The 23516-nt window shown below is 69.5% G+C and carries 23 protein-coding genes; 10 read left to right on the forward strand and 13 right to left on the reverse strand.

The annotated features are described in order from the left end of the window. Positions 1 to 25 precede the first annotated feature (25 nt). Entirely contained in the window at positions 26 to 679 is a 654-nt protein-coding gene (locus tag AB0N03_RS10380) for an amino acid-binding protein (protein WP_364368423.1), read from the forward strand. Positions 680 to 743: 64 nt separating this feature from the next. Here the strand turns inward: AB0N03_RS10380 and AB0N03_RS10385 are convergent, their stop codons facing one another. The 4 genes from AB0N03_RS10385 to AB0N03_RS10400 all read right to left on the reverse strand — a co-directional run bounded on the left by AB0N03_RS10385 (position 744) and on the right by AB0N03_RS10400 (position 5249). Then, positions 744 to 1238 carry a GNAT family N-acetyltransferase gene (locus tag AB0N03_RS10385; RefSeq protein ID WP_364368426.1) on the reverse strand — a complete coding sequence of 165 codons (495 nt, stop codon included), beginning with the start codon at positions 1236 to 1238 and terminating at the stop codon, positions 744 to 746. Then, entirely contained in the window at positions 1231 to 3411 is a 2181-nt protein-coding gene (gene ligA / locus AB0N03_RS10390) for an NAD-dependent DNA ligase LigA (protein ID WP_364368429.1), read from the reverse strand. Before ligA ends, AB0N03_RS10385 begins: the two co-directional genes overlap by 8 nt. 11 nt (positions 3412 to 3422) lie before the next feature. Beyond that, entirely contained in the window at positions 3423 to 4127 is a 705-nt protein-coding gene (locus AB0N03_RS10395; RefSeq protein ID WP_364368432.1) for a hypothetical protein, read from the reverse strand. Positions 4128 to 4211: 84 nt separating this feature from the next. Next, positions 4212 to 5249 (reverse strand): methionine synthase, encoded by a 1038-nt coding sequence (locus AB0N03_RS10400; RefSeq protein WP_364368435.1) that lies wholly within the window; start codon positions 5247 to 5249, stop codon positions 4212 to 4214. Positions 5250 to 5383: 134 nt separating this feature from the next. Between AB0N03_RS10400 and AB0N03_RS10405 the strand changes: the two genes are divergently transcribed. From AB0N03_RS10405 to AB0N03_RS10425, 5 genes are all read left to right on the forward strand, one after another. Beyond that, positions 5384 to 6208 (forward strand): phospholipid scramblase-related protein, encoded by an 825-nt coding sequence (locus AB0N03_RS10405; protein ID WP_364368438.1) that lies wholly within the window; start codon positions 5384 to 5386, stop codon positions 6206 to 6208. Positions 6209 to 6312: 104 nt separating this feature from the next. After that, positions 6313 to 7359, forward strand: coding sequence for an MBL fold metallo-hydrolase (locus tag AB0N03_RS10410; protein ID WP_364368441.1), 1047 nt, complete (start codon positions 6313 to 6315; stop codon positions 7357 to 7359). Between the two features lie 79 nt (positions 7360 to 7438). After that, positions 7439 to 7840: a GNAT family N-acetyltransferase gene (locus AB0N03_RS10415; protein ID WP_364368443.1), complete on the forward strand. Its 402-nt coding sequence runs from the start codon at positions 7439 to 7441 to the stop codon at positions 7838 to 7840. A 10-nt stretch (positions 7841 to 7850) separates the two neighbouring features. Beyond that, positions 7851 to 8303, forward strand: a complete 453-nt coding sequence (locus AB0N03_RS10420) for a GNAT family N-acetyltransferase (RefSeq protein ID WP_364368446.1) — start codon at positions 7851 to 7853, stop codon at positions 8301 to 8303. A gap of 277 nt (positions 8304 to 8580) precedes the next feature. Then, positions 8581 to 9813, forward strand: coding sequence for a DUF222 domain-containing protein (locus AB0N03_RS10425; RefSeq protein WP_364368449.1), 1233 nt, complete (start codon positions 8581 to 8583; stop codon positions 9811 to 9813). Positions 9814 to 9820: 7 nt separating this feature from the next. Here AB0N03_RS10425 and mnmA read toward each other — a convergent pair whose 3' ends face one another. The 4 genes from mnmA to AB0N03_RS10445 form a co-directional block, all read right to left on the reverse strand. Then, the gene (mnmA, locus tag AB0N03_RS10430) at positions 9821 to 10912 is read right to left on the reverse strand and encodes a tRNA 2-thiouridine(34) synthase MnmA (protein WP_364368452.1); all 1092 of its coding nucleotides are present in this window, start codon (positions 10910 to 10912) and stop codon (positions 9821 to 9823) included. A gap of 4 nt (positions 10913 to 10916) precedes the next feature. Then, positions 10917 to 12113 (reverse strand): cysteine desulfurase family protein, encoded by a 1197-nt coding sequence (locus AB0N03_RS10435; RefSeq protein WP_364368455.1) that lies wholly within the window; start codon positions 12111 to 12113, stop codon positions 10917 to 10919. Positions 12114 to 12177: 64 nt separating this feature from the next. Further along, the gene (locus AB0N03_RS10440; protein WP_364368458.1) at positions 12178 to 13545 is read right to left on the reverse strand and encodes an MFS transporter; all 1368 of its coding nucleotides are present in this window, start codon (positions 13543 to 13545) and stop codon (positions 12178 to 12180) included. Positions 13546 to 13589: 44 nt separating this feature from the next. Then, positions 13590 to 14495, reverse strand: coding sequence for a LuxR C-terminal-related transcriptional regulator (locus AB0N03_RS10445; RefSeq protein ID WP_364368461.1), 906 nt, complete (start codon positions 14493 to 14495; stop codon positions 13590 to 13592). A 526-nt stretch (positions 14496 to 15021) separates the two neighbouring features. On the opposite strand from AB0N03_RS10445, the gene AB0N03_RS10450 reads away from it, so the two are divergent. Continuing rightward, positions 15022 to 15924, forward strand: a complete 903-nt coding sequence (locus tag AB0N03_RS10450; RefSeq protein ID WP_364368464.1) for an NADP-dependent oxidoreductase — start codon at positions 15022 to 15024, stop codon at positions 15922 to 15924. Positions 15925 to 16095: 171 nt separating this feature from the next. On the opposite strand, the gene AB0N03_RS10455 is transcribed toward AB0N03_RS10450, so the two are convergent. The 4 genes from AB0N03_RS10455 to AB0N03_RS10470 all read right to left on the reverse strand — a co-directional run bounded on the left by AB0N03_RS10455 (position 16096) and on the right by AB0N03_RS10470 (position 19692). Further along, positions 16096 to 16980: a lysophospholipid acyltransferase family protein gene (locus tag AB0N03_RS10455; protein WP_364368466.1), complete on the reverse strand. Its 885-nt coding sequence runs from the start codon at positions 16978 to 16980 to the stop codon at positions 16096 to 16098. Further along, entirely contained in the window at positions 16977 to 17759 is a 783-nt protein-coding gene (locus tag AB0N03_RS10460; RefSeq protein WP_364368469.1) for a GNAT family N-acyltransferase, read from the reverse strand. The genes AB0N03_RS10455 and AB0N03_RS10460 overlap by 4 nt, the downstream gene beginning before the upstream one ends. A gap of 158 nt (positions 17760 to 17917) precedes the next feature. Beyond that, positions 17918 to 18877, reverse strand: coding sequence for an electron transfer flavoprotein subunit alpha/FixB family protein (locus AB0N03_RS10465; RefSeq protein ID WP_364368472.1), 960 nt, complete (start codon positions 18875 to 18877; stop codon positions 17918 to 17920). Positions 18878 to 18906: 29 nt separating this feature from the next. Beyond that, on the reverse strand, positions 18907 to 19692 hold the full coding sequence (locus AB0N03_RS10470; protein ID WP_364368475.1) for an electron transfer flavoprotein subunit beta/FixA family protein: 786 nt from the start codon (positions 19690 to 19692) through the stop codon (positions 18907 to 18909). Positions 19693 to 19934: 242 nt separating this feature from the next. On the opposite strand from AB0N03_RS10470, the gene AB0N03_RS10475 reads away from it, so the two are divergent. After that, a complete protein-coding gene (locus AB0N03_RS10475; RefSeq protein ID WP_364368478.1) occupies positions 19935 to 20780 on the forward strand; it encodes a DegV family protein in 846 nt (281 codons plus the stop codon). Here the strand turns inward: AB0N03_RS10475 and AB0N03_RS10480 are convergent. Further along, on the reverse strand, positions 20758 to 21183 hold the full coding sequence (locus AB0N03_RS10480) for a hypothetical protein (protein ID WP_364368481.1): 426 nt from the start codon (positions 21181 to 21183) through the stop codon (positions 20758 to 20760). The two genes, AB0N03_RS10475 and AB0N03_RS10480, sit on opposite strands and share 23 nt — an antisense overlap. 53 nt (positions 21184 to 21236) lie before the next feature. Between AB0N03_RS10480 and AB0N03_RS10485 the strand changes: the two genes are divergently transcribed. Beyond that, positions 21237 to 22010 (forward strand): class I SAM-dependent methyltransferase, encoded by a 774-nt coding sequence (locus tag AB0N03_RS10485; protein ID WP_364368484.1) that lies wholly within the window; start codon positions 21237 to 21239, stop codon positions 22008 to 22010. Continuing rightward, a complete protein-coding gene (locus AB0N03_RS10490; RefSeq protein WP_364368487.1) occupies positions 22007 to 23512 on the forward strand; it encodes a glycoside hydrolase family 57 protein in 1506 nt (501 codons plus the stop codon). The genes AB0N03_RS10485 and AB0N03_RS10490 overlap by 4 nt, the downstream gene beginning before the upstream one ends. Positions 23513 to 23516: the final 4 nt, after the last annotated feature.

Below are 23516 nucleotides of genomic sequence, written 5' to 3' on the forward strand. Positions count from 1 at the left end.
ACGCCAGAGGCGAGAGGGGCGCGTCGTGTCGTTCCTGATCCGGGTCCTCCTTCCGGACAGCCCGGGGACCCTCGGCGCGGTCGCCACGGCGCTCGGCACGGTAGGCGCCGACATCCTCAGCGTGGACGTCGTCGAACGCGGCACCGGGGTGGCGGTGGACGACCTCGTGGTCGAGCTCCCGTCGGGCCGGCTGCCCGACGCGCTCATCACAGCGGCCGAAAGTGTCGAAGGCGTCGAAGTCGACGCGGTCCGCCCCTACGCGGGCGTGCTCGACACGCACCGCGAACTCGAACTCGTCGAAGAGATCGCCGCACGGCCGAAAACCGGCCTCGACATCCTGGCCGAGGGCGTGCCCCGCATCGTGCGCGCCGGCTGGGCGATGATCGTCGAACACGCCGAGACCGGCGCCCTCCGGCTGGCGTCGTCGAGCGCTGCACCAGAGACTCCGATCACGGACCTGCCCTGGCTCCCGCTCGAGCGCGCGACGGTGCTCGACGGCGAGGAGGCCTGGATCCCGGAGACGTGGAAGGAACTGGGCACCGAGCTGGCGGCCACCCCGCTGGGCAAACCGGGCAAGGCGCTGCTCGTCGCCCGTCCGGGCGGGCCGGCCTTCCGCGCGGCCGAGGTAGCGCGGCTCGCCCACCTCGCAGGGATCGTCGCAGTCGTCCTCGACGGCTAGCCGAACACGTTGCCGAAAAGGGACGAGTCCGCGTTGGCTCGTCCCTTTTTCGACGAACGCCAGGTCAGACGTCGATCTGGTAGGCGATCAGGCTGATGTGCGGGAACGGCCGCCAGTCCCGCTCGGCCAGGCGCGCGAACCCGAGACGCTCGTAAAGCCGGTGCGCGGAGTGCATCCGGTCGAGGCTGCTCAGCACCACCTTGCGGATGCCCAGCGCCCGCGCCCGGTCGAGCACGGCCCGCGTCAACGCCTCGCCGACACCACGACCACGCGCCGACGGCGCCACCGCGAGCATCCGGAACTCGAGCTCCCCCGGACGCGAGATCTCGGCGTACGGCGACCCCGGCCGCACGACGGTCACGGTGCCGAGCACCTCCCCCGCCGCGTCGACGGCGACGAGCACCTCGGCCAGCTCTGCCCGGCTCGTGACGTCACGCAACTTCGCGTCGTACCCGACATCGTCGGCCAAGTGACCATCGACGTCGTAGGCCCGAACCGTCACCTCGCCCGCCGCCGCGTATTCCTCGGGCCGCGGTGGCCGGATCTCGACATCACCCATCCGTCTCCCCGGACTCATCTTCGGCGGTTTCGTCGCCGGCCGGCAGCGCCACCTCCTGCGCCGCCTCGGGTCCCTGCTCCAGCAGGACGCGGAAGCCGGCCTCGTCGAGCACCGGCACCTTGAGCTGAACGGCCTTGTCGTATTTCGAACCAGGCGCATCCCCGACGACGACGAACGACGTCTTCTTCGAGACCGACCCGGCAGCCTTCCCGCCACGGGCCATGATGACTTCCTTGGCCTCGTCGCGGGAGAAGCCGTCGAGCGAGCCCGTCACGACGATCGACAGGCCTTCGAGGTTGCGCGGGACGGAGTCGTCGCGCTCCTCCTCCATCCGCACGCCGGCGCGTCGCCATTTTTCGACGATCTCGCGGTGCCAGCCGACCTCGAACCACTCCTGCGTCGCGTGCGCGATGGTCGGGCCGACGCCGTCGACGTCCGCCAGCTCCTCCTCGGTCGCCTGCTCGATGCCCTCGATCGACCCGAACTCACGGGCCAGCGCCTGCGCCGCCGTCGGCCCGACGTGCCGGATCGACAAAGCGACCAGCACCTTCCACAGCGGCCGATCCTTCGCCACGTCGAGGTTGGCAAGCAGCTTTCGCGCGTTCGCCGACAACTCGCCGGCCTTGGTGCGGAACAGCTCGACCTCGGCGAGGCTGTCCTCGTTCAGGTCGAAGACATCACCCTCGTTGGCGATCACCCGCGCGTCGAGCAGCGCGGCCGCCGCCTCGTACCCGAGCACCTCGATGTCGAAGGCGCCGCGCCCGGCGAGGCTGAACAAGCGCTCTCGCAGCTGCGCGGGGCAGAAGCGGCTGTTCGGACAGCGGATGTCCTTGTCGCCTTCCTTCTGGTAGGCGAGCTCGGTGCCGCAGGCCGGGCAGTGGGTGGGCATGACGAACTCGCGTTCGTCACCGGTGCGCGCGTCCACCACCGGACCGAGGACCTCGGGAATGACGTCGCCGGCCTTGCGGATGACGATCCGGTCGCCGATGAGGACGCCCTTCCGCTTGACCTCCTCCTGGTTGTGGAGGGTGGCCCGCGCGACGGTCGACCCGGCGACCTTGACCGGCTCGGTGACCGCAAACGGGGTCACGCGCCCCGTCCGTCCGACGTTGACCTGGATGTCCAGGAGCGTCGTGATCGCCTCTTCAGGCGGATACTTGTAGGCGATCGCCCACCGCGGCGCGCGCGACGTCGTGCCCAGCCGACGTTGCAGCGACACCTGGTCGACCTTGATGACGACGCCGTCGATCTCGTGCTCGGCGTCGTGGCGGTGTTCACCCCAGTAGGTGATGTGCTCGGTGAGTTCCTCGGCCGTGGTCAGGACCTTGCTGTGCGGCGACACCGGCAGGCCCCACGCGGCCAGCGCGTCGTACGCCTCCGACTGGCGCGCCGGTTCGAAGCCCTCGCGCTTGCCGAGCCCGTGGCAGATCAGCCGCAGTTTGCGCTCCCGGGTAATCTTGGGGTCCTTCTGCCGCAGGGAGCCGGCGGCGGTGTTGCGCGGGTTCGCGAACGGCGGCTTGCCCGCTTCGACGATCATCGCGTTCAACTTCAGGAAGTCCTCGACCCGGAAGAAAACCTCGCCACGCACTTCGACCAGGGCAGGCACCGGGAACGTGTCGGTGCCCGTCAGCGTCTCGGGAACCTGGTCGAGCGTGCGGACGTTCAGCGTGACGTCCTCGCCCGTGCGGCCATCACCCCGGGTGAGCGCCCGGGTGAGGTGGCCGTTTTCGTACAAGAGGTTGATGGCCAGGCCGTCGATCTTCAGCTCGGCGAGGAACTCGGTGCGCCCGATCTCCTTCTCGACGCGCTCCACCCAGGCCTGGAACTCGTCCTGGTCGAACACGTTGTCCAGGCTGAGCATGCGCTCGAGGTGGTCGTACGCGGTGAACTCGGTCGAGAACGTGCCGCCGACGCGCTGGGTCGGCGACTCCGGCGTGACCAGCGCCGGATGCGCGTCCTCGATTTGCTGCAGTTCGCCGAGCAGCTCGTCGAACTGCCCGTCGGAGACGATCGGCGAGTCCAGGACGTAGTAGCGGAACTGGTGGTTGCGCAGGTCCTCCGCAAGGGCGGCGTGGCGCTCGCGGACGTCGGCCGGGACGTCGGTGACGTCCTCGGCGGCCACCGGGGCGTCGACCGCCGCGACCGGGTCCTGGGGGAGTTCGGTGCTGCTCACGGGTGGTAACCCTAGCCGGAGGTGCCGACATTTCCGGTCGGTCCGCCGTCCAGTGCGCGCACCAGTTCACGGAACTCCAGAAGGGTGATCGCGCCGGCCGGTTCGGCCGCCGCGGTCTCCACGCGCCGTAGCCGTTCGGCAGCGAGCCGTTCACCCAATGTCGCGTCGAGGGGCAGGAACGTCATGGTCTGCCGGGCGGCGGCGTCGAGGTCGCCGAAGCCCGGGTGGAAGACGGCGACGTCGACCACGTGCTCGTCCTCGTCGACCTGCGCGACGACCCGGACGTCGGCCAGCGCGATCCGGTGTTCGCCGAGGTTGACGGTGACCTCGGTCGGATCGGGCACGGGTGGGACGGAGTCGTGGTACTCCCAGATCGCGTCGTCCGGCGGCACGGCCGCCCGCCACGCGTCAGTGAACGGTCGCAGCTCCGGGTCCTCCTGGCCGGTCACGACCAGGGCGTAGATCGCCTGACGACCACGTTCGAGCGAGAAGTGCAGCCGCGGGTGCAGCGCCTCGACGAGCTGACAGAGCTCGTGCTCGACCCGGTGTGGCTCACCCTCGCCTAGCGCCGCACTGACCATCGGGAGCAGGTCGTACCAGCCGTGCCAGAACGCCTCCGCCGCGGCCGCCGGATCGTCCGGCACGTGCTGCTCGGGCCACGCGGTACGTGGGTCGGGCGGATCGGCGTCGGTGCTCTTGCGGCGGAACAGGCGCATGGTTACGGGTGATCCTCGTTCGGTCGGCTACCTCGCCACGCTACTGGCCGCGCGGGGCGGACGTCGGCGAGTTGCCGGATTCCGTCACCAGTCTTCCGGGGGCTCCACGAAGGCCTTGCCGAGGTCACGCGTCAACGAGAGGACGCGGCGCATCCAGTCGGGTGCGGCGCCGGCGAGGCCGCACGCAGGGGTCGGCACCGCGCGTTCGGCGAGGACGCTGCGGTTGAAGCCGAGCCGGTCGGCCAGCCGGAACGCCGGTTCGCCGACGTCCTTCAGACTCAACGGCGACGCGGGCGCCGTTGTCGGAACCGCACCCATGAACAGTGTCGCGCCGCCGTCCCAGACTTCGCCGATCTCGTCGAGGAACGCGGCGGAGGCGCCGTCGAGCGCGGCGAGGTCGAAGGCAAGGGCATCGGCACCGGCTTCGCGCAGCAGGCCCAGCGGCGGCTTCGCGGCGCAACAGTGCAGGATCACCGGCCGGCCGGTGATCGCCTTCGTGCCGTCGATCACCGTGGCGAGCAGGTCGCGCGCCTCGGGCTCCGGCACAGCGGAGACATTCCCGTAGCCGGACGGCGTCGACAGACCGCCGGCCAGCACCGCCGGCAACGACGGCTCGTCGAACTGGACGACCACAGGCGCCCCGGTCCTGGCCTGGACCTCCGCGACATGCCCGGCGAGGCCGTCCAAGAGGGAGGACGTGAAGTCGCGCAAAGCGCCACGGTCGGTGAGGACCCGATGGCCTCGGGGCAGCTCGATCCCGGCTCCGAGCGTCCACGGTCCGGCCAGCTGGACCTTGAAGACCGGCGGAGTGGCTCCGGCCTTCTCCCGTGCCTCCTGCAAGGCGTCCAGATCCCAGCGAAGCAGGTCGACGGCCCGGCGGTGCTCGTGCCCCGGCCGCGACGCGACGCGGTAGCCGCTCGGCACGACCTCGACGGCCAGGTCGACCAGCAGCGCGGCGGTCCGGCCGAGTATGTCGGCACCGACACCGCGGGCCGGCAACTCCGGGAGGTGCGGGAAGTCCGGCAACTCGCCGAACACGATCGCCGCGGCTTCCGCGGGGTCGGTGCCCGGCATCGAACCGATCGCCGTCGCGGCACCGCTGGGCCAAGCTCGCTCGTTCACGACCCCCGATTCTGGTCGACCCTCCACCGGCGACGCCGACCGGGCTGCCGCACCGAACCGCCCGGAGACAGACATACGCCGCATTTGCCTTTACCGACACCACTGCGGGGTCCGCGCGGATAGGCTCACCCGCCATGACGAGTTCGCCACCGCAACCGGGCTGGTACCCCGACGCGCGGGACCCCCGTCTGCACCGTTGGTGGGACGGCCGGGCCTGGACAGCCGACACCCAACCGGCCCACCAGGCGCCACCACCGAGCGACTCCGAGCCGATCGAGCTGGACATCGAGCGGTCCCACGACCCAGCACGCGTCCAAGACCAGATCAACCGCGCGACACGCGGCCGAGGCGCCGCGCGTACCGGCGGCGGGACGCTGTTCACCGAGCCGGTCCTGGTGGTCAACCAGCGCGCGAAACTGATCGAGATGGCCAACGAGTTCGGCGTCTTCGACCAGCACGGCAACCGGCTCGGCGGAGTCGTCCAGGTCGGCCAGAGCACGCTGAAGAAGGCGATCCGGCTGCTGACCAACTACGACCAGTTCCTGACCCACAAGTTCGAGGTCCGGGACGCCAACCACAGCACCGTGCTCAAGGTGACCCGGCCGGCCAAGGTCTTCAAGTCGCGGTTCCTCGTCACGAGGGCCGACGAGACTCCGATCGGCGAGATCGTCCAGGAGAACGTCTTCGGGAAGATCCGCTTCGGTTTCGTCGTCGACGGCCGCTCGGTCGGCGGGATCTTCGCCGAGAACTGGCGTGCCTGGAACTTCTCGATCCGCGACCACGCCGGCACCGAGGTCGCCCGGGTGACCAAGACGTGGGGCGGATTCCTCAAAGCCGCCTTCACCACCGCCGACAACTACGTCGTCGAGATCCCCCAACCGCTGCCCGATCCGCTCGCCAGCATGGTGGTCGCCGCGGCCCTCACGATCGACACCGCCCTGAAGCAGGACACCAACTGAGCGAGTGACCGGCGTCTCAGCTTCCCCAGGTGGACAGCGGGCCCGGCACGGCTCAGGGTGAATGAAGGCCGGGACGCCGCAGTCTCGCCGGGACGGAGGTCACCGTGGAACCGTTGCCGGAAAGCAGCGACAGGAACTCCTGGACCGAGCCCGGTATCTACGAGGTCTCGGCGGGTGTCTACCGGATCCCGTTGCCGCTGCCCAACGACGCCCTTCGCGCGGTCAACGTCTACGCGGTCACCGACGGCGAGAAACTGGTCCTGGTCGACTCGGGCTGGGCGTTGACCGTGGCCCGGGAACAGCTCGCGAACGCGCTCGGCGGGATCGGCGCGGAGCTCGCCGACGTCAGCGAGTTCCTCGTGACCCACGTGCACCGCGACCACTATTCGCAAGCTGTCGTCCTTCGCCGCGAATTCGGCTCGAAGATCGCCCTGGGTCAGGACGAGGAGCCATCGTTGAAGGCTTCCGGCAATCCTGACCGGCTGCCGATGGAAGCTCAGATCGACCTGCTGTTCCAAGCCGGCGCCGGCGAAGTCGTCGAAGCCCTGGCCCGTGACTTCGGTACGGACCGCCGGCACACGGAGGCTGACCTGTGGGAAGCTCCCGATGAGTGGCTGACACCGGGACGTCGCCCGATCCTGCCCGGCCGCGAGTTCGACGTCGTCGCGACTCCCGGTCACACAGCCGGTCACGTCGTGTTCGTGGACGAGACCGCCGATCTGCTGTTCTCCGGCGATCACGTGCTGCCGCACATCACGCCTTCGATCGGGTTCCAACCCGTGCCGGCCGAGTTGCCGCTCAACGACTTCATCGACTCGCTGCGCCTGGTGCGCGCGATGCCGGACCGTCGCATGCTTCCCGCCCACGGTCCCGTGTCCGAAAGCGTGCACACCCGGGTCGACGAACTGCTGGAACATCATCGACAACGCCTCGAGACGATCGGCTCTCAGATCACGGCCGGTGCGAGCACCGCATTCGAGGCCGCGCACCGGATCGGCTGGACCCGCCGCAACCGCAAACTGTCCGAAATGGACTCCTTCAACCAGACGCTCGCAGTCCTGGAGACAGCGGCACATCTCGACCTGCTGGTGTCCCAGGGCAAACTGGCCGTTCAGGCCGTCGACGGCATCCGCCACTACACGACAACCTGAGCGACGTCGTAACCAGCACCGCGGGTAGCCACATCGTCGCAATTACGACACTCGGCCGGCATCCTGCATACTGGATGAAATGGATGTCATCAGACGTGCCAGAGCGACGGACGTCGAGGCGCTCGTGCGCCTGTTCGGCGCACCGGGCGAGCCGCTGGCAGCCGCACTTCGGGAGCTCATGACCACCCCGCACGTCACATTGGTCGTCGCCGAGGACGACAACGGCGTCGCCGGCACTGCGCAATTGACAGTGCTGCGAGGACTCGGCTGGGAAGGCGCGACCCGCGGCTTGCTCGAAGGCATCCGCGCGGCGCGGCGCGGAGTGACCAGCGCGCTTCTGACTTGGGGCATCGACGAAGCACGCCGGCGAGGCTGTAGCCGTCTCCACCTCGATTCGGGCCTCGCGCGTGTCGACCTGCGGGACTTCTACGCCCGCTTCGGATTCGAGCTGAGTTATCAAGGATTCACCCGCGTCCTGTGATACTGGCGCCGTGAGCGACTACACCATCCGCAGGGCACGGCGCGAGGACATCGGTGCGATAGTGCGCATGCTGGCGGACGACCAGCTCGGTGCGACCCGCGACGATCCCAAGGACCTCGATCCCTACCTGTGCGCTTTCGAGCAGATCGACGCAGATCCGAACCAGCTCCTGGTCGTCGTGACCTCCGACGACGAACCGGTCGGGACACTGCAGCTGACGATCATCCCCGGCCTCGCCCGGCGCGGCGCCCTTCGCGGTCAGGTCGAAGCCGTCCGGATCCACGCCGACCACCGCGGCTCCGGACTCGGCGCCGAGCTCATGCGCTGGGCGATCGACGAGTCGCGACGACGCGGATGCGCGCTCGTCCAGCTCACATCGGACGTCTTGAGGACCGACGCACACCGGTTCTACGAGCGGCTCGGTTTCCTTCCAAGCCACACCGGGTTCAAACTCAAGCTCTGAGCGCCGAAGTCGTTGTCTTCCAACAGGTTCTCGCTCATCCACATAGGACATAATCTCGATCAGTTCCCTTCCCAGCTTCAGTGACGCACACGTCCGCGCACGTGAACCATTCCTAATTGATTCGAGTCCGTCAAGCCGCGAAGGGCGCGAACGGACCGTTCGCTCCCTTTATCACCCATTATTCTGAATCTCGGTGACATTTCCTCCGAGGCCTCGTACGGTCGCACTCATGGCACCTTCACAACCGCTCCGCAAACTTGCCCCTCCTGCTGACTCCATGAGCACCTACGACAAGCTCCCGTTCGTGCTGAGAACGATCCGCGCCGACCCGGATGTGTTGCAGCGCATGAAAGACGACCAGGTCGTCGACCTGATCCGCGTCACCGATGCCGAGATCTCGAAGCTGCAAGCCCTGCAGCTACGGGCGATCGCAGACCTCAGCGTGCGTCGGAGACGGGCTCCCGGCGCTGCTTCGGAAGTGGCGTTGACCTTGTCCATCACGGAACACCGAGCCGGCGCCATAGTCTCGGCGGCGAACGCGCTGATCGCCCGGCTTCCTCGCATGCTCAACCTCATGGACGACGGTCGACTCGACCTCTATCGCGCCATGAAGGTCACCGACGCGACAGCATGGCTGTCCAGGGACCACGTACGCCTCGTCGACGCGATGCTCGAGGACCGCGTTACGGGACGCAATGCCACCCAAGTTCGCCGGGCCGCAGCCTATGCAGCCGCCAAAGCGGATCCGGAAGGTGCGGCGCAGCGCACCGAACGGAGCTTCGTCGAACGGCGATTGGCCTTGCACCACCAGGACACCGGCGTGACCAGTCTTTCGATCAACAACGCGCCCACCGAGAAGGCGACTGCGGCCTACGCACGTATCGACCGGGCCGCTCGAGCGTTGAAGACGCCTGAAGAGTCTCGGACACTGGACCAGCTTCGAGCGGACGTCGCCATGGATCTCCTGCTCAGCGGAACGGGCGGGCCGAGCGAGCGCACCGAAGTGTTCCTCCACGTCGACCTGGCTACTTACCTCGGCGCGAACGACTTCCCGGCGATTCTGGCCGGACGCGGGCCCATCGCGGCGTCAGTGGCCCGTCGCATCATCAGCGGTTCCGACACGACGCTCCGGCGGGTCCTGACCGATCCGCGTACCGGGCAAGTGATCGAGCTGTCGCCGACGCGGTACCCGCTGGACCCGGCGCATGACGAGTTCATCCGGGTCCGGGATCGCGAGTGCCGGCAGCCCGGATGCACACGTCCCGCGCAGAATTGCGCGATCGAGGCGACCCGGGCGCAGGGTGAGGCCGAACAAGCTGCGGATCAGCCGGTTACGTACTGCTCGCGGCACCGCCGGCTGAAGAGCCAGCCCGGTTGGGACTACGAAGTCACCCCTGATGGCACGGTGAATGTCGCCACCCCAGCCGGCCAGACGCACTCGACGACACCGCCGTCGATGCAGGCCGGCCGACGACGAGCGAACCGAAGCCGCAAGAAGCCACGGCAATGACCGACGGTCAGCGCGTGCCCGAGATCTTCGCGCTGCCCAGGACGATGTCCCCGCCCTCGGCATCCGGCCGGTAGAGCACGACGACCTGACCCGGGGCCACCCCGCGCAGCGGCTCGCGCAGATGCACCGTCATGGCGTCGGAGTGGACGTCGGCAACCGCGTCGACGATGCCTCCGTGCGCCCTGACCTGCACCACGCATTCAGTCGGTTCGGTCAGCGGCTCACCACTGGGCCAGATCGCGCGGTCTGCCTCGATCGTCTCGATTCCGAGCCCCGCTGCGGAACCGACCTTGACGGAGCCGGAAACCGGCTCGAGCGATAGGACATATCGAGGACGGCCGTCAGGCGCCGGAGCCTCGATCCCGAGGCCCTTGCGCTGTCCGATGGTGAATCCGTGCACCCCGGTGTGCCGGCCAAGCACCGCGCCGGTCTCCGCGTCCACGAGCTCGCCAGGACGTTGCCCGAGTCGGTTTTCCAAGAACTTCTTGGTGTCGCCGTCCGGGATGAAGCAGATGTCGTGGCTGTCCGGCTTGTTGGCGACGGACAGACCGCGCCGCTCTGCCTCGGCACGCACATCGGTCTTCCAGGAGTCGCCCAGGGGGAACATGGCGTGGCTGAGCTGCTCAGCGGTGAGGGAGGCGAGCACGTAGGACTGATCTTTGCCACTGTCAGCACTGCGACGCAGTTCAGGCACACCGTCGTCCACTGAGAGGCGCGCGTAGTGGCCGGTCGCGACCGCGTCGAAGCCGAGCGCCATCGCCTTCTCTAGAAGAGCTTCGAACTTGATCTTCTCGTTGCAGGTGACGCACGGGTTCGGCGTGCGTCCGGCGGCGTATTCACCGACGAACGTCTCGACAACTTCTTCGGTGAACCGCTCTGCGAAATCCCAGATGTAGAAAGGGATTCCGAGGATGTCGGCGGCCCGCCGGGCGTCGTGTGAGTCCTCGATCGTGCAGCACCCACGCGACCCGGTCCGCAAGGTGCCCGGCTTGGCCGACAGCGCCAAGTGCACGCCGACGACGTCGTGCCCGGCATCGACCGCACGCGCGGCGGCCACCGCCGAGTCCACTCCTCCGCTCATCGCGGCCAAAACCCGCATTGCCTTACACCTCTTGCTTCTGGTTCTGCTTGCGCATTCCGGCCAGGCCGGCCTGCCGGGCGCGCGTGACGACTCCGCCGATCTCGGCGGCGACCGCCTCGACGTCCGCGGCAGTGGATGTGTGACCCAGGGAGAAACGGAGAGAACCCCGAGCTGCCGCAGGGTCGGCACCCATGGCGAGCAGCACGTGACTCGGCTGGGCGACGCCAGCCGTGCAGGCGGACCCCGTCGAGCATTCGATGCCCTTGGCGTCGAGCAGCATCAGCAGACTGTCGCCGGCGCAACCGGGGAATGTGAAGTGCGCATGGCTGGGCAGCCGCTCACCGTCGCCGCCATTGAGGATGGCGTCGGCGACTTCGCGCTGGATGACTTCGATGAGTCCGTCGCGGAGCTCCTCAACACGCTTTGCGTAATCGGTTCGCGTCGCAACGCTGGATCGAACCGCAGCCGCGAAACCGACGATCGCCGGGACGTCGAGGGTGCCGGAGCGAACGCTGCGCTCCTGGCCTCCGCCGTGCAGGAGGGGAACACACGTCACGTCGCGGCCGAGCAGGAGAGCGCCCACGCCGAAGGGCCCACCGAGCTTGTGTCCGGTCAGGGTGAGTGCGGCGGCGCCGCTCGCCGCGAAGTCGACCGGGACAGCACCGACGGCCTGGACCGCGTCGGTGTGGAGCGGGATGTCGAACTCGGCACAGACCGCGGCCAGCTCGGCGATCGGATTGATCGTCCCGACCTCGTTGTTGGCCCACATCACGGTCACCAGTGCCACGGTTTCGGGATCCGCGGCGATGGCGGCACGCAGCACGTCCGGCAACACGCGGCCCTGGTTGTCGACTTCCAGCAGCGTGATCTCGGCGCCACAGTGGGATTCGAGCCATTCGACCGTGTCGAGAACGGCGTGGTGCTCCGCGGCTCCGACCAAGACGCGGCGACGCTGCTCCTGCTCGTCGTGGCGGGCCCAGAAGATGCCCTTGAGCGCGAGGTTGTCGCTCTCGGTGCCGCCGCCGGTGAAGATTACCTCGGACGGGCGGGCACCCAGGGCGTCGGCGATGGTTTCGCGGGCTTCCTCGACCATCCGCCGGGCGCGGCGGCCCGAAGAGTGCAGCGCGGAGGCGTTGCCCACGTTGGACAGCGCCTCGGTCATCGCCGCTATGGCGTCGGGCAACATCGGAGTGGTCGCCGCGTGGTCGAGATAGGTCATCGCTCCTTCAGGGTAGTCCGCTCCACCGCGTGACGAAGCCCACCCTGGCCCTCGAAGTGGGCTGTCACACCTTCGACGGCCAGCGTCCGGTCAGTCTGACCCCCAGCAGCGCGAGGGCCACCAAGGCCACCGTGAGCAGCGCCATCGCCGGCGAGGGATCGAGAACCGACCCCACCACGCCGAGCAGGACGCCGCCCAGGCCAATGAGTAGCGCGGAGCCCACCCAGTCGGCCAGCTGCATCGCCGAGGTGTTGAAGCCGCGCTCACCTTCGGGTGAGTAGCGGAGCAGGAGGACGGAGATCGCGGGCATCGCGATCCCCATGCCAGCGCCGCCGACCGCGCAGGCCACGAACGCCGTCCAAGCGGGGAACCAGGGCTGAGAGACGAGGCCGAAGCAGACCAAACCGACCGCGACCAGCCAGAACCCGGTGCGAAGCGACGCCTCTCTGGACCAGTTGAGGAACCGGCCTTGTGCCGCTGAGGCCGCTGACCAGCCGAGGGCCGTGATGGTCAACGGAAGTCCGGCAAGGGCCGGGCTGTAGCCGTGGACCGCGCTCATCGTCAGGGGCAGGTACGCCTCCATCCCGGCATACGCACCGGCGATCAAAGCGCGGGATGCGACGACCGTCGGCAGGCCGGGGCGGGATGACAGCGTTCCGGTCGGGAGCAGCGTCCGGAGCGCGAAGCCCAGGGCGACGAGCCCGGCTGTGCCGTAGGCGAGGGCCAGGAGCGACTGGTGCTGGGCTGCCCACGTCAACGCCGCGACGCCGAGGGCAGCGATGATCGCCTGGACGACACCCGCGCGGCGGCCGTCGCCGGACGGCGAGTGCGCAGGAAGACCGCGGACGACCACCACCAGCATCGCCACTCCGACCACCACCAGCGGAACCAGGCCGAGGAAGACCCAGCGCCAGCCGATGCTGACTGTCACCACGCCGGCCACGGACGGCCCGATCACCGCCGGCAGGACCCAGGCGGCCGCGTTCGCCGCGTAGATCACCGGGCGTTCCTGGTCGGTGAACGTCAACGCGATCAGCAGCGAGACTGAAACCAGCAGCAGCCCCGAACCGAAGCCCTGCAGCGCGCGGCCGAGGAGGAACGTCGGCATACCGCTCGCTGTCCCCGCGACGACCAGGCCCACCGCGAACAACACCGGCCCCGCCAGCAACGCCGGGGCCGGGCCGCGGCGGTCGCCGATCCGGCCCGACAGCACCGTCGCGACCACGCTCGAAATGAGGAAGATCGTGAACGGCCACGAGTACAGCGACAGCCCGTGGAGGTCGGCGACCAGGGTCGGCATCGCCGTCGCGACGCCCATGTTCTCGAACGCGACCAACGTGACCACGAGCAGCAGCGCGATCGTGGTCAGGCGATGTTCCGCCGTCCAGAGCACGCTGCGGCGACGGGGTGCTGAGTCGAGCGTCGAGGCCATGATCAGCAGCGTGCAACCTCCAGCCCGCTGGAGGTCAAGCCGATTCAGGCTGTGCGGTGCGCCACCGGCTCCAGCCGCAGGTCGCGGGCCAGCGCGGCGGCCTCGCCGCGGGAGCTCACGTCCAGCTTGTCGAGGATGTTGCGGACGTGGAACTTCACCGTGTGCTCGCTGAGCTGCAGCTGTTCGGCGATCTGCCGGTTGCGCAGGCCCCGCGAGATCCCCGTCAGAACTTCGACCTCGCGCGGGTTGAGCCGGTCGAGTGGACGCAGCTCCGGCGGTTCGGCGATACCGAGCGGGAGGACCGCGGTGACCGTCGTTCCCCAGCCGGGCACCGCGTCGACCTCCCAGTGGCCGCCGAGGGCGCTGAGCCGCTCCGTCAGCCCGCGGGCCGGGATCGCGTCGGCGACTTCGGGACTGTCGTCGCGGACCGTGATCCGCAAGACCGAGCCGTCGAGCCGCCACGACGCCCGCAGGCGCGTGGTCGCCGGACGGTCCAAAGCGGCGAGCACCAGGCCGCGGGTCATCGTCCGCGCCGTGTGAGCGATGTCCTGCGGGAGCGATGCGTCGCCCGCCGGGTCGACCAGGTCGACTTCGACCTCGGTGTGGCGGACCAGGTCGGCGAGCTGGGTCCTGAGCAAGGCGAAGGCCGCAGCTGCCCGTTCTTCGGAAAGGGCTTGGTCGCGGTCCACGACGCCCTTCAGCTCGAGCAGCGCGTCGGTCGCCAGGTCGACCGCCGTGCGGCGGGCGACGACGTCGGAGAGGCGTCCCGATCGCAACACCGCCAGGAGCGTCGCCAGGGTCGCCGCGTGGGTCTGGCCGAGGTCGGTGATCGCCTGGGCCCGCGCGGTGGCCGCCGCGAGGTTGCTGGCCAGGACGTCCGGGCCCGGGTCGGCCGCGCGCTGGCCCGCGTCGGTGCTGAGGACGTGCCACAGCTGCGCGGCCAGCTCCAACTCCGCCGTCGGCAGCTCCGTGTCCTCGGCACCAGGGCGAGCACGGCACCCTTGCCGACCGCCGGCATCGACGAAAGGAGGACGAGTCGGCGCTCGACGCCGCCGAGCACGCCGTCGACGACCAAGGCTTTGCCCGGTTCGCTGCGGTCGACCAGCCGTTGCAGCTCGACGCTCGTCACGGCGTCGGCGATCGCCTGGTCTCCGACGACCTTGAGCGGGCTGCGCGGGCAGTCCCCGGTCTGCATGGCGGCCGCGTGGTGCGGGATCAGCTTCCCCAGCTCGGCGGAGAACCGGAGCAGCAGGTGGGGCCGCGGCGCCGAGAGCAGCCGTTCGACGACGTCCAGCACATGTCGCGGATCCGACCAGGAAGCGTCCATGCGTCCAACGTAGGCGCGCCCGGACTCGGGCCACCTGCTCGTCCGGATAGTGAACACTGCTCGTCCGGGTGGTTCGGCGGAATAGCCGGGCGAGTTGACTCCTTGGGGAGGACATTCGAAGTCACGAACTCGAGGAGCGCAGAGACACCATGCGAGCGATCACTTTCTCCGCTTACGGCGGGCCGGACGTCCTGCAGCTGTCCGAGGTTCCGGTGCCGGAGCCCGGCCCGGGACAGGTCCGGCTGGCCGTCCGGGCCGCCGGGATCAACCCGATCGACTGGAAGATCCGCAACGGCTTCATGCAGCAGAACTTCCAGGTTCCCTTCCCGCACACTCCCGGTCTCGAGGTGGCCGGCGTCGTCGACGCCGTCGGCGAGGGCGCGGACTTCGCCGTCGGTGACGAGGTGTTCGGCTGGTCCGAGACCGGCGCGTACGCCGAGTACGCGCTGGCGAAGACGCTCGCACCGAAGCCCGCCGGTGTTTCGTGGGCTGACGCGGCGGCGCTGCCCGTCGCCGGCGAGACGGCCCTTCGCGTTCTCGGACTGCTGAAGGTTCGCGAAGGCGAGACGCTGCTGGTCCACGGCGCCAGCGGCACCGTCGGACGCTTCGCCGCGCAGGTGGCCATCGCCCAGGGACTGACCGTCATCGGCACCGCCGGCAGCCGGAACCTCGAGGACCTGAAGTCGCTGGGCGTCGTGCCGGTCCTCTACGGCGACGGCTGGCTGGAGCGCGTCCGCGAGGCCGCGCCCGGGCCGGTGGACGCCGTGTTCGACGCCGCGGGACACGGGGTGCTGCCAGGGTCGGTCGAGCTGCGACGCACGAAAGATCGGATCATCACCATCGCCGACGGGGCCGCTTTCGAACTGGACATCCCGTTCTCGAGTGGGGGCGAGCAGTCGCGTGAGGTCCTGACCGGGATCGCCGGCTGGGTGACCGACCGCGGCGTCCGCATCGCCCAGGGAAAGAGCTACCCGCTGGCCGAGGCTGCTGCGGCGCAGATCGAGAGCGAGGACGGGCACCCCGGCGGGAAGCTCACGCTCACCGTCGGTTGAACAGGCCAGGCGGGTCCAAGCCGACGGCGTTCTCGGGCAGGCGCGAACGCCGGAGAGTCGTCAACCGGCGGACGGGCCTGTCATCGGATCACGATGACAGGCCCGCGCTCGCCAAACCACGAACGCCTCCCGACCCGGGCCTGTCGCCGGATCGCGGCGACAGGGCCCGGATCACTTCGCGGGAGGCGAAGCCAGTGGGACCGGCTGGGGACGCGGCGTCCGGCGCCGCTGCTGGGCCGGGATCTTCACCGTCCCCAGCGCCGAATGCACCGCGGCCTCGGCGAGAGCCGCCAATTCACGACGGTTCTCCGCCCGGCCCGGGGCGATCTCCGGGCAGATGTGGATCTCGAGCACCAGCCCGCGCAGCGCCGCGACCCGGCGCAGGGACGCGATCAGCGACTCCGGGCCGATGAACGCCGGGCGGCTCGTCTCGCGGCCGTCCGCGAGGCGGTACCTCAGCGCGATCGGGCGGACCGGAACGCCGCCGTCGATGGCCGCCTGGAACGTCGCCGTCGTGAAGCGGCCCGATGCCAGGCCGCACCACGTCGTTCCTTCCGGGGTCACGCTCACCAGCGATCCCGTCCGCAGCGCGTCGGCCAGCGACGCCATCGTGGCCGGCAGCGTCGTCAGCCGCTCGCGGTCGAGGAAGATGCTGCCGCCGCGGCGGACCAGGCCGCCCAGCACCGGCCAGCCCGCGATCTCCTTCTTGGCCAGCGCGCGCATCGGGCGCAGCGCGTTGATCGCGACGATGTCCAGCCACGAAATGTGGTTGTTGACCACCAGCGCGCCACGGCCGGCGGGCGCGGTCAGGAAATCGGCGCCGCCCCGGATGTCCAGCCGGACGCCGAACGCCCCCAGCATGCCGCGGAAGATCAGCCGGACCCGGCGCTCGCGACCCCACGACACCAGCAGCAAGGGCGCCGTCACCACTGCCGAAAAAACGACGAAGATCGCCGCGGTGACGCGCAGGGCGCGCCGCGGGAAACCGACCACCGGGTCGCCGTCGGTCAAGCAGCCGTCGCCGCACGGCGAGGCCGGCATCCAGGCGTGCCTCATGCCTGGACCCCGAGGAAGAACTTCAGGTACCGCTCGTCGACGTTGTGCAGGTCCAGCACGACGAAGAAGTCCGCGACGCCGAAGTCGGCGTCGAGCGCGGGCGGCCCGTAGGCCTTGGCGCCCAGCCGGACATAACCCTTGATCAGCGGCGGCAGGATCGAGCGGTCGGGACGTTCGATGGCCGACGCGTCCCACGGGATCAGCGGCGAGACGCGCGTGGCCTCGTCCGAGTAGTGCTTGGTGCGCAGGACGTCCCAGACGCCGGTTGCGAACGAACCGCCGTCGACCAGCGGGACCGACGCGCAGCCGGCCAGGTAGCGGTGGCCGGAGAGCAGCATGTACCGGGCGATCCCGGCCCAGACGAGGCTGACGACGGCGCCGCTTCGGTGGTCCGGGTGCACGCACGACCGGCCGGTTTCGACCAGGGATGGCCGCAGCCCGTCCAGCGCGCTCAGGTCGAACTCGCTGTCGGCGTAGAGCTTCCCGGCCTGCGCGGCGCGGTCCGGCGGCAGCATCCGATAGGTGCCGACGATTTCGCCCGTGTTGTCGTCGCGGACCACGAGGTGATCGCAGAACTCGTCGAACTCGTCGACGTCGAGACCGGCGATCGGCGAGTGCAGCCGCGCGCCCATCTCCTCGGCGAAAACCCGGTGACGCAACCTCTGCGCGGCGACCACTTCTTCGTTCGCGTGAGCGACGAGGAGGGAGTACCGGGGAGCGTCCGCGGGGAGGTCGGCACCCGCGTGATCAGTGCTGACGAGGAGCTGTGACGTCGTCATGGTCAAGGTTTACCCGCGCGGAGGAAACCGCGGAGAGTGCCATCCGATGACCGATTAGTGCACGTTCAGTTAATTGCGGGTTCTCAGGCTTCTCTCAGGTCCCGAGAACGCACGAAGGGCCTTCCGAAAAGCTCCCGGAAGGCCCTTCGGAGCAACGATCAGCCCTTGCGCTTCTCGACCGCTTCGGTCAGCTGCGGCGCGACGTTGAACAGGTCGCCGACGATGCCGAAGTCGGCGATCTCGAAGATCGGCGCCTCCGCGTCCTTGTTGACGGCGATGATCGTCTTCGACGTCTGCATGCCGGCGCGGTGCTGGATCGCGCCCGAGATGCCGAGGGCGATGTACAGCTGCGGCGACACGGTCTTGCCGGTCTGGCCGACCTGGAACTGCGCCGGGTAGTAGCCGGAGTCGACAGCCGCACGCGACGCGCCGACAGCCGCGCCGAGCGAGTCGGCCAGCTTTTCGACAACGTCGAATTTCTCCGCCGAGCCGACACCGCGGCCACCGGAGACCACGATCGAGGCCTCGGTCAGCTCCGGACGATCACCACCGGTCACCGGCTCGACGCCGGTGATCTTGGTCGACTTCGCCGCGTCGGTGGCGGGGAGCTCGACGGTCTCCTCGGCCGCCGCGCCCTCGGCCGGCTCGGCCTCGACCGCGCCCGGACGGATGGAGACGACTGGCGCGCCCTTGGCGGACTTCGACTTGACCGAGAACGCTCCACCGAAGATCGACTGGTCGATGACGCCGTCGCCGTTGACGCCCACGGCGTCGTAGATCAGGCCGGAGCCCAGGCGCACGGCCAAGCGGGCGGCGACCTCCTTGCCCTCACCGCTGGCGGTGACGAGCACGGCGGCCGGGGACGCCTGCTGCGCCAGCGCGGCGAGCACGTCCACCTTCGGCGTGACCAGGTAGTTCGCGGCGTCGTCGCCTTCGGCGACATACACCTTGGCGGCGCCGTGGGAAGCCAGCGCCTGCTTCGCCTTGGCGGCGGTCCCGGTCGGGCCGACGACGACGGCCGACGGCTCACCGAGCGCGCGGGCCGCGGTCAGCAGCTCGAGCGTGACCTTCTTGACCTCACCGTCGACGTGGTCGACGAGGACGAGTACTTCAGCCATGTTCTTGGATCCTCCTCGAAGAGCCGTTGTCAGATGAGCTTCTGGCCGACCAGGTACTCGGCGACCTTGGTGCCGCCGTCGCCCTCGTCCTCGACCTTTTCACCGGCGGTGCGCGGCGGCTTCGGCGAGGATTCGGTCACAGTGGACCAGGCGTTGCCGAGGCCGACCTCGCCTGCGTCGACGCCCAGGTCGGCGATGGTGAACGTCTCGACCGGCTTCTTCTTCGCGGCCATGATGCCCTTGAACGACGGGTAGCGCGGCTCGTTGATCTTCTCGCCGACGCTGACCACCGCGGGCAGGCTCGCCTCGAGGCGGGTCAGGCCGTCCTCGGTCTCGCGAACGGCCTTGATCGTCGTGCCCTCGACCGTGACCTCACGCGCGTAGGTGACCTGCGGCAGGCCGAGCAGTTCGGCGAGGATCGCCGGGATGGCGCCGCCGCGGCCGTCGGAGGACTCGTTGCCGGCGATGATCAGGTCGTAGCTTTCGACCTTGGCGATCGCGGCGGCGAGCACCTTGGCGGTGGCGATCGCGTCGGAGCCGTGCAGCGCCTCGTCGGAGACGTGGATGGCCTTGTCGGCACCCATGGACAGCGCCTTGCGGATGGCGTCGGTCGCGCGGTCCGGGCCCACCGAGATCACGGTGACTTCGCCCTCGCCGGCTTCCTTGATCTTCAGCGCCTCTTCGACGGCCTTCTCGTTGATCTCGTCGAGCACGGCGTCGGCGGATTCACGGTCAAGGGTGTGGTCGGTCCCGTTGAGCTTCCGCTCCGAGTAGGTGTCCGGTACCTGCTTGACCAGGACAACGATGTTCGTCATGGGTCTGCTTCGACCTCCCGGTTGTGCCCCGCGGACGACCACGGGTCAGTGCTCTACTGGCCGGTAGATTAGGGCCAATCGGCGCGCAGGACCCGCCGAGGTGACGCCATTCACCTGGATGCGCAACTTAGTGGGACCATCGTCCCGGTAGTCGACCGGTTACCCCACCCGAACTGCCGTTCGTCCAATCGGACCAACCACGGCCTACTCGCAGTGGGTGCCAGGCATTAACCTCCCCGACCATGCCCGCGCGCATCGCCGTCATCACCGACTCGAGCTCCTGCCTGCCCGACCTCGTCGCCTCCCGCTGGGCCATCGGAGTCGTCCAGATCCAGCTGAACCTGGGTGGTCACTTCGACGACGAAAACCGCTTCGACCGCGGCGAGGTGATCGGCGCCATGAGAGAGGGGCACGTGATCACCACTTCGCCCCCGGATCCGGGGGCGTTCTTCTGGACCTACCAGGAAGCGGCGGCCTCCGGCGCGACCGCCATCGTCAGCATCCACATCTCGGGCCGCATGTCCGACACCGTCCGCGCGGCCCGCGAGGCCGCCCAGCAGGTCCGCATCCCGGTGCACGTCCTGGACAGCCGCACCACCGGGATGAGCCTCGGCTTCGCCGCGGTGTCGGCGGCCCGGGCGGCCGCGGCGGGCGCGGACGCCGGCCGCGTCATCGAGGCCGCCGAACGCCGGTGCTTCACCAGCACCGAGTTCATCTACGTCGACACGCTGGAGTACCTCCGCCGGGGTGGGCGGATCGGCGCCGCGCAGGCGATGCTCGGCACCGCCTTCTCGATCAAGCCGCTGCTCACGGTCAAGGACGGCGAGGTGGCGCCGCTGGCCCGTGTCCCCGGCACGCGCCGGGCGCTGGCCAAGATGGTCGACCTCGCGGTCAAGAAGTCCGGCGGCTTCCGCGCCGACATCGCCGTCACGCGGTTCGGCGCGAGCGACCACGAACTCGAGATCGGCCGGCAGATCGAACGCCGGGTGCCGGCGATGGCCGAGAGCATGGTCGTCGAAGCGAGCACGGTCATCGGCGCGCACCTCGGACCCGGCGCGCTCGGCATCACGGTGTCGCCGGTGTACTGACCCGGCGTCCCGGAATCGCCAGCACCGCGAGCGGAACGACGACGCCGAGCCCGGTCGTCGCGATGATCAAGACCTGGTCGATCTGCTCGAAGTGCGACACGTGGCCGAGGTGGTAGAGGAAGTGTGGCAAGCCGAACAGCAGCCCCGCCACGCCGGCGAGCCGCGCCACGGCTGTGGTGCCGATCACGGCGGTGCCGACCAAGAGCGCGGCGAGTGTCAGGTTGAGGCCGCCGAAGTCGCGCAGAAGGTGCTCGTTGAAGGGCCCGTCCATCGCGACCCAGCCCGTGCGAAAACCGGGAAAGTCCTGGTAGAAGCCGGTCGGCGAAACCAGTGGCCAAATTCCGACCACGGCCTCGACCAGGCCGAAGAGAACGAGCAGAACGCGAGTGATTGTCCGTTGCATGTCCACGGAACGAGACGGCCGGGCCGGACGTGACACCCGCTAGGGTCGCGGAGGTGACCACCCCAGCCACCCGGGCCGAGGCGCTGCACCTGACCGGCGAACGGACCGTCCCCGGCATCGCCGAGGAGAACTACTGGTTCCGCCGCCACGAGGCCGCCTACCTCGCCCTGCTCCCCCACTGCGCGGACGCGACGGTGCTCGAAGCCGGCTGCGGGGAAGGCTACGGCGCGAGCCTCCTCGCGACCACGGCCCGCCGGGTGCTCGCGCTGGACTACGACGTGCCGACGACCGAGCACGTCGCCCGCCGCTACCCCGAGGTCGCCGTCGCGCGGGCGAACCTGGCGTTCCTGCCGGTGCGCGACGGCGCCGTCGACGTCGTGGCCAATTTTCAGGTCATCGAGCACCTGTGGGACCAGGCCGGGTTCCTCGCCGAGTGCCGGCGGGTGTTGTCGCCGGCCGGCAAACTGCTGGTCACGACGCCGAACCGGCTGACCTTCACCCCGGACAGCGACACGCCGCTGAACCCGTACCACACCCGTGAGCTGGCGCCGGCCGAGCTGGCCGGCCTCCTCGCCGACGCCGGTTTCGACGTCGAATCGCTCCACGGCCTGCACCACGGCGAGGCCGTGCGTGCGCTCGACGAGCGGTACGGCGGTTCGATCATCGACGCCCAGCTCGACGTGGTCATGGGCTCGCTGCCGGGTCAGGCTGTCTGGCCGGAAGCGCTGCTCGCCGACGTCGCCGCGATCGAGGCCACCGGGTTCGACCTCCACGGCGACGACCTCGACGCGAGCCTCGACCTGGTCGCCGTGGCGGTGCGCCGGTGAACGAAGGCACTTTCTGCCTGGTCGTGCACAGCCACTTGCCGTGGCTGCCGCACCACGGCAGCTGGCCCGTCGGCGAGGAATGGCTCTACCAGGCGTGGGCACACTCGTACCTGCCGATGGTCGACCTGCTCGAGCGGCTCGCCGCCGAAGGTCGCCGGGACGTGCTGACACTGGGTGTCACGCCGGTGCTCGCCGCGCAGCTCGACGACCCGTACAGCATCCGCGCGTTCCACGACTGGCTCGGCCACTGGCAGCTGCGCGCCCAGCACGCGTCGACGTTGTGGCGGGGTGACCCGGTCCTGCGCGAGCTTGCGGCGGCCGAACATCGGACCGCGGTCCGCGCGGCCGACGAGCTGGCTACCCGCTGGCGCCACGGCTTCTCCCCCATCCTTCGTTCTCTCGTCGACAACTCGACGATCGAGCTGCTCGGCGGGCCACTGGCCCACCCGTTCCAGCCACTGCTGGACCCGCGGGTGCGCAAGTTCGCGCTGAACGCCGGCCTGGCCGACACCGCGTTGCGCCTCGGGTCGCGGCCCGAAGGGATTTGGGCGCCGGAATGCGGCTACGCGCCTGGTATGGAAAAGGACTACGCGGCCGCCGGCGTGCGGCGGTTCATGGTCGACGGGCCGTCGCTGCGCGGCGACACCTGGGCCGCCCGGCCGGTCGGCGACAGCGACGTGGTCGCGTTCGGACGAGACCTCGAGGTCACCTACCGCGTGTGGTCGCCGAAGGCCGGCTACCCCGGCCACGCCGCCTACCGCGACTTCCACACCTGGGCGCACGAGGTCGGCCTCAAGGCGTCGCGCGTCACCGGAAAGACGGTCGAGCCGCCGGACAAGGCGCCGTACGACCCGTCGCTGGCCGCGGACGTGCTGGGGCTGCACGTGAAGGACTTCGTCGACACAGTGGTGACGCGGCTGCGTTCGCTGAAAAAGCAACACGGGCGTGAGGCGCTCGTGGTCGCCGCTTACGACACGGAGCTGTTCGGGCACTGGTGGCACGAAGGGCCGGCTTGGCTGGAAGGCGTGCTGCGCGCGCTGCCCGAGGCGGGCGTCCGGGTGACGACGCTGAAGGGCGCGCTCGACGCCGGGCTCGTCGGCGAACCGATCGAGCTGCCCGCGTCGTCGTGGGGTTCGGGCAAGGACTGGCGCGTCTGGGACGGCGAACAGGTCAAGGACATGGTCGACGCCAACACCGCCCTGCAGGAACGGCTCCTTTCACTCGTTGCCGGATTACCGACCACGGCCCGAGACACCGTCGCCGACCAGGCCGTGGCCGAGGCGATGCTGGCACTGGAGAGCGACTGGGCGTTCATGGTCACCAAGGACTCCGCCGCGGACTACGCGCGCCGCCGCGCGGCGGTGCACACCGAGCGCTTCGACGCGTTGGCCGATTTGCTGCGACGCGGCGACCGCGCGCGGGCCGAGGGCCTGGCGGCCGCCTACCGCGCCGACGACGGACCGTTCGGGCACCTCGACGCCCGGGCGCTGAAGCACGACTGAAAGG

Source organism: Amycolatopsis sp. NPDC051061 (assembly GCF_040682935.1).
Lineage (GTDB): Bacteria > Actinomycetota > Actinomycetes > Mycobacteriales > Pseudonocardiaceae > Amycolatopsis.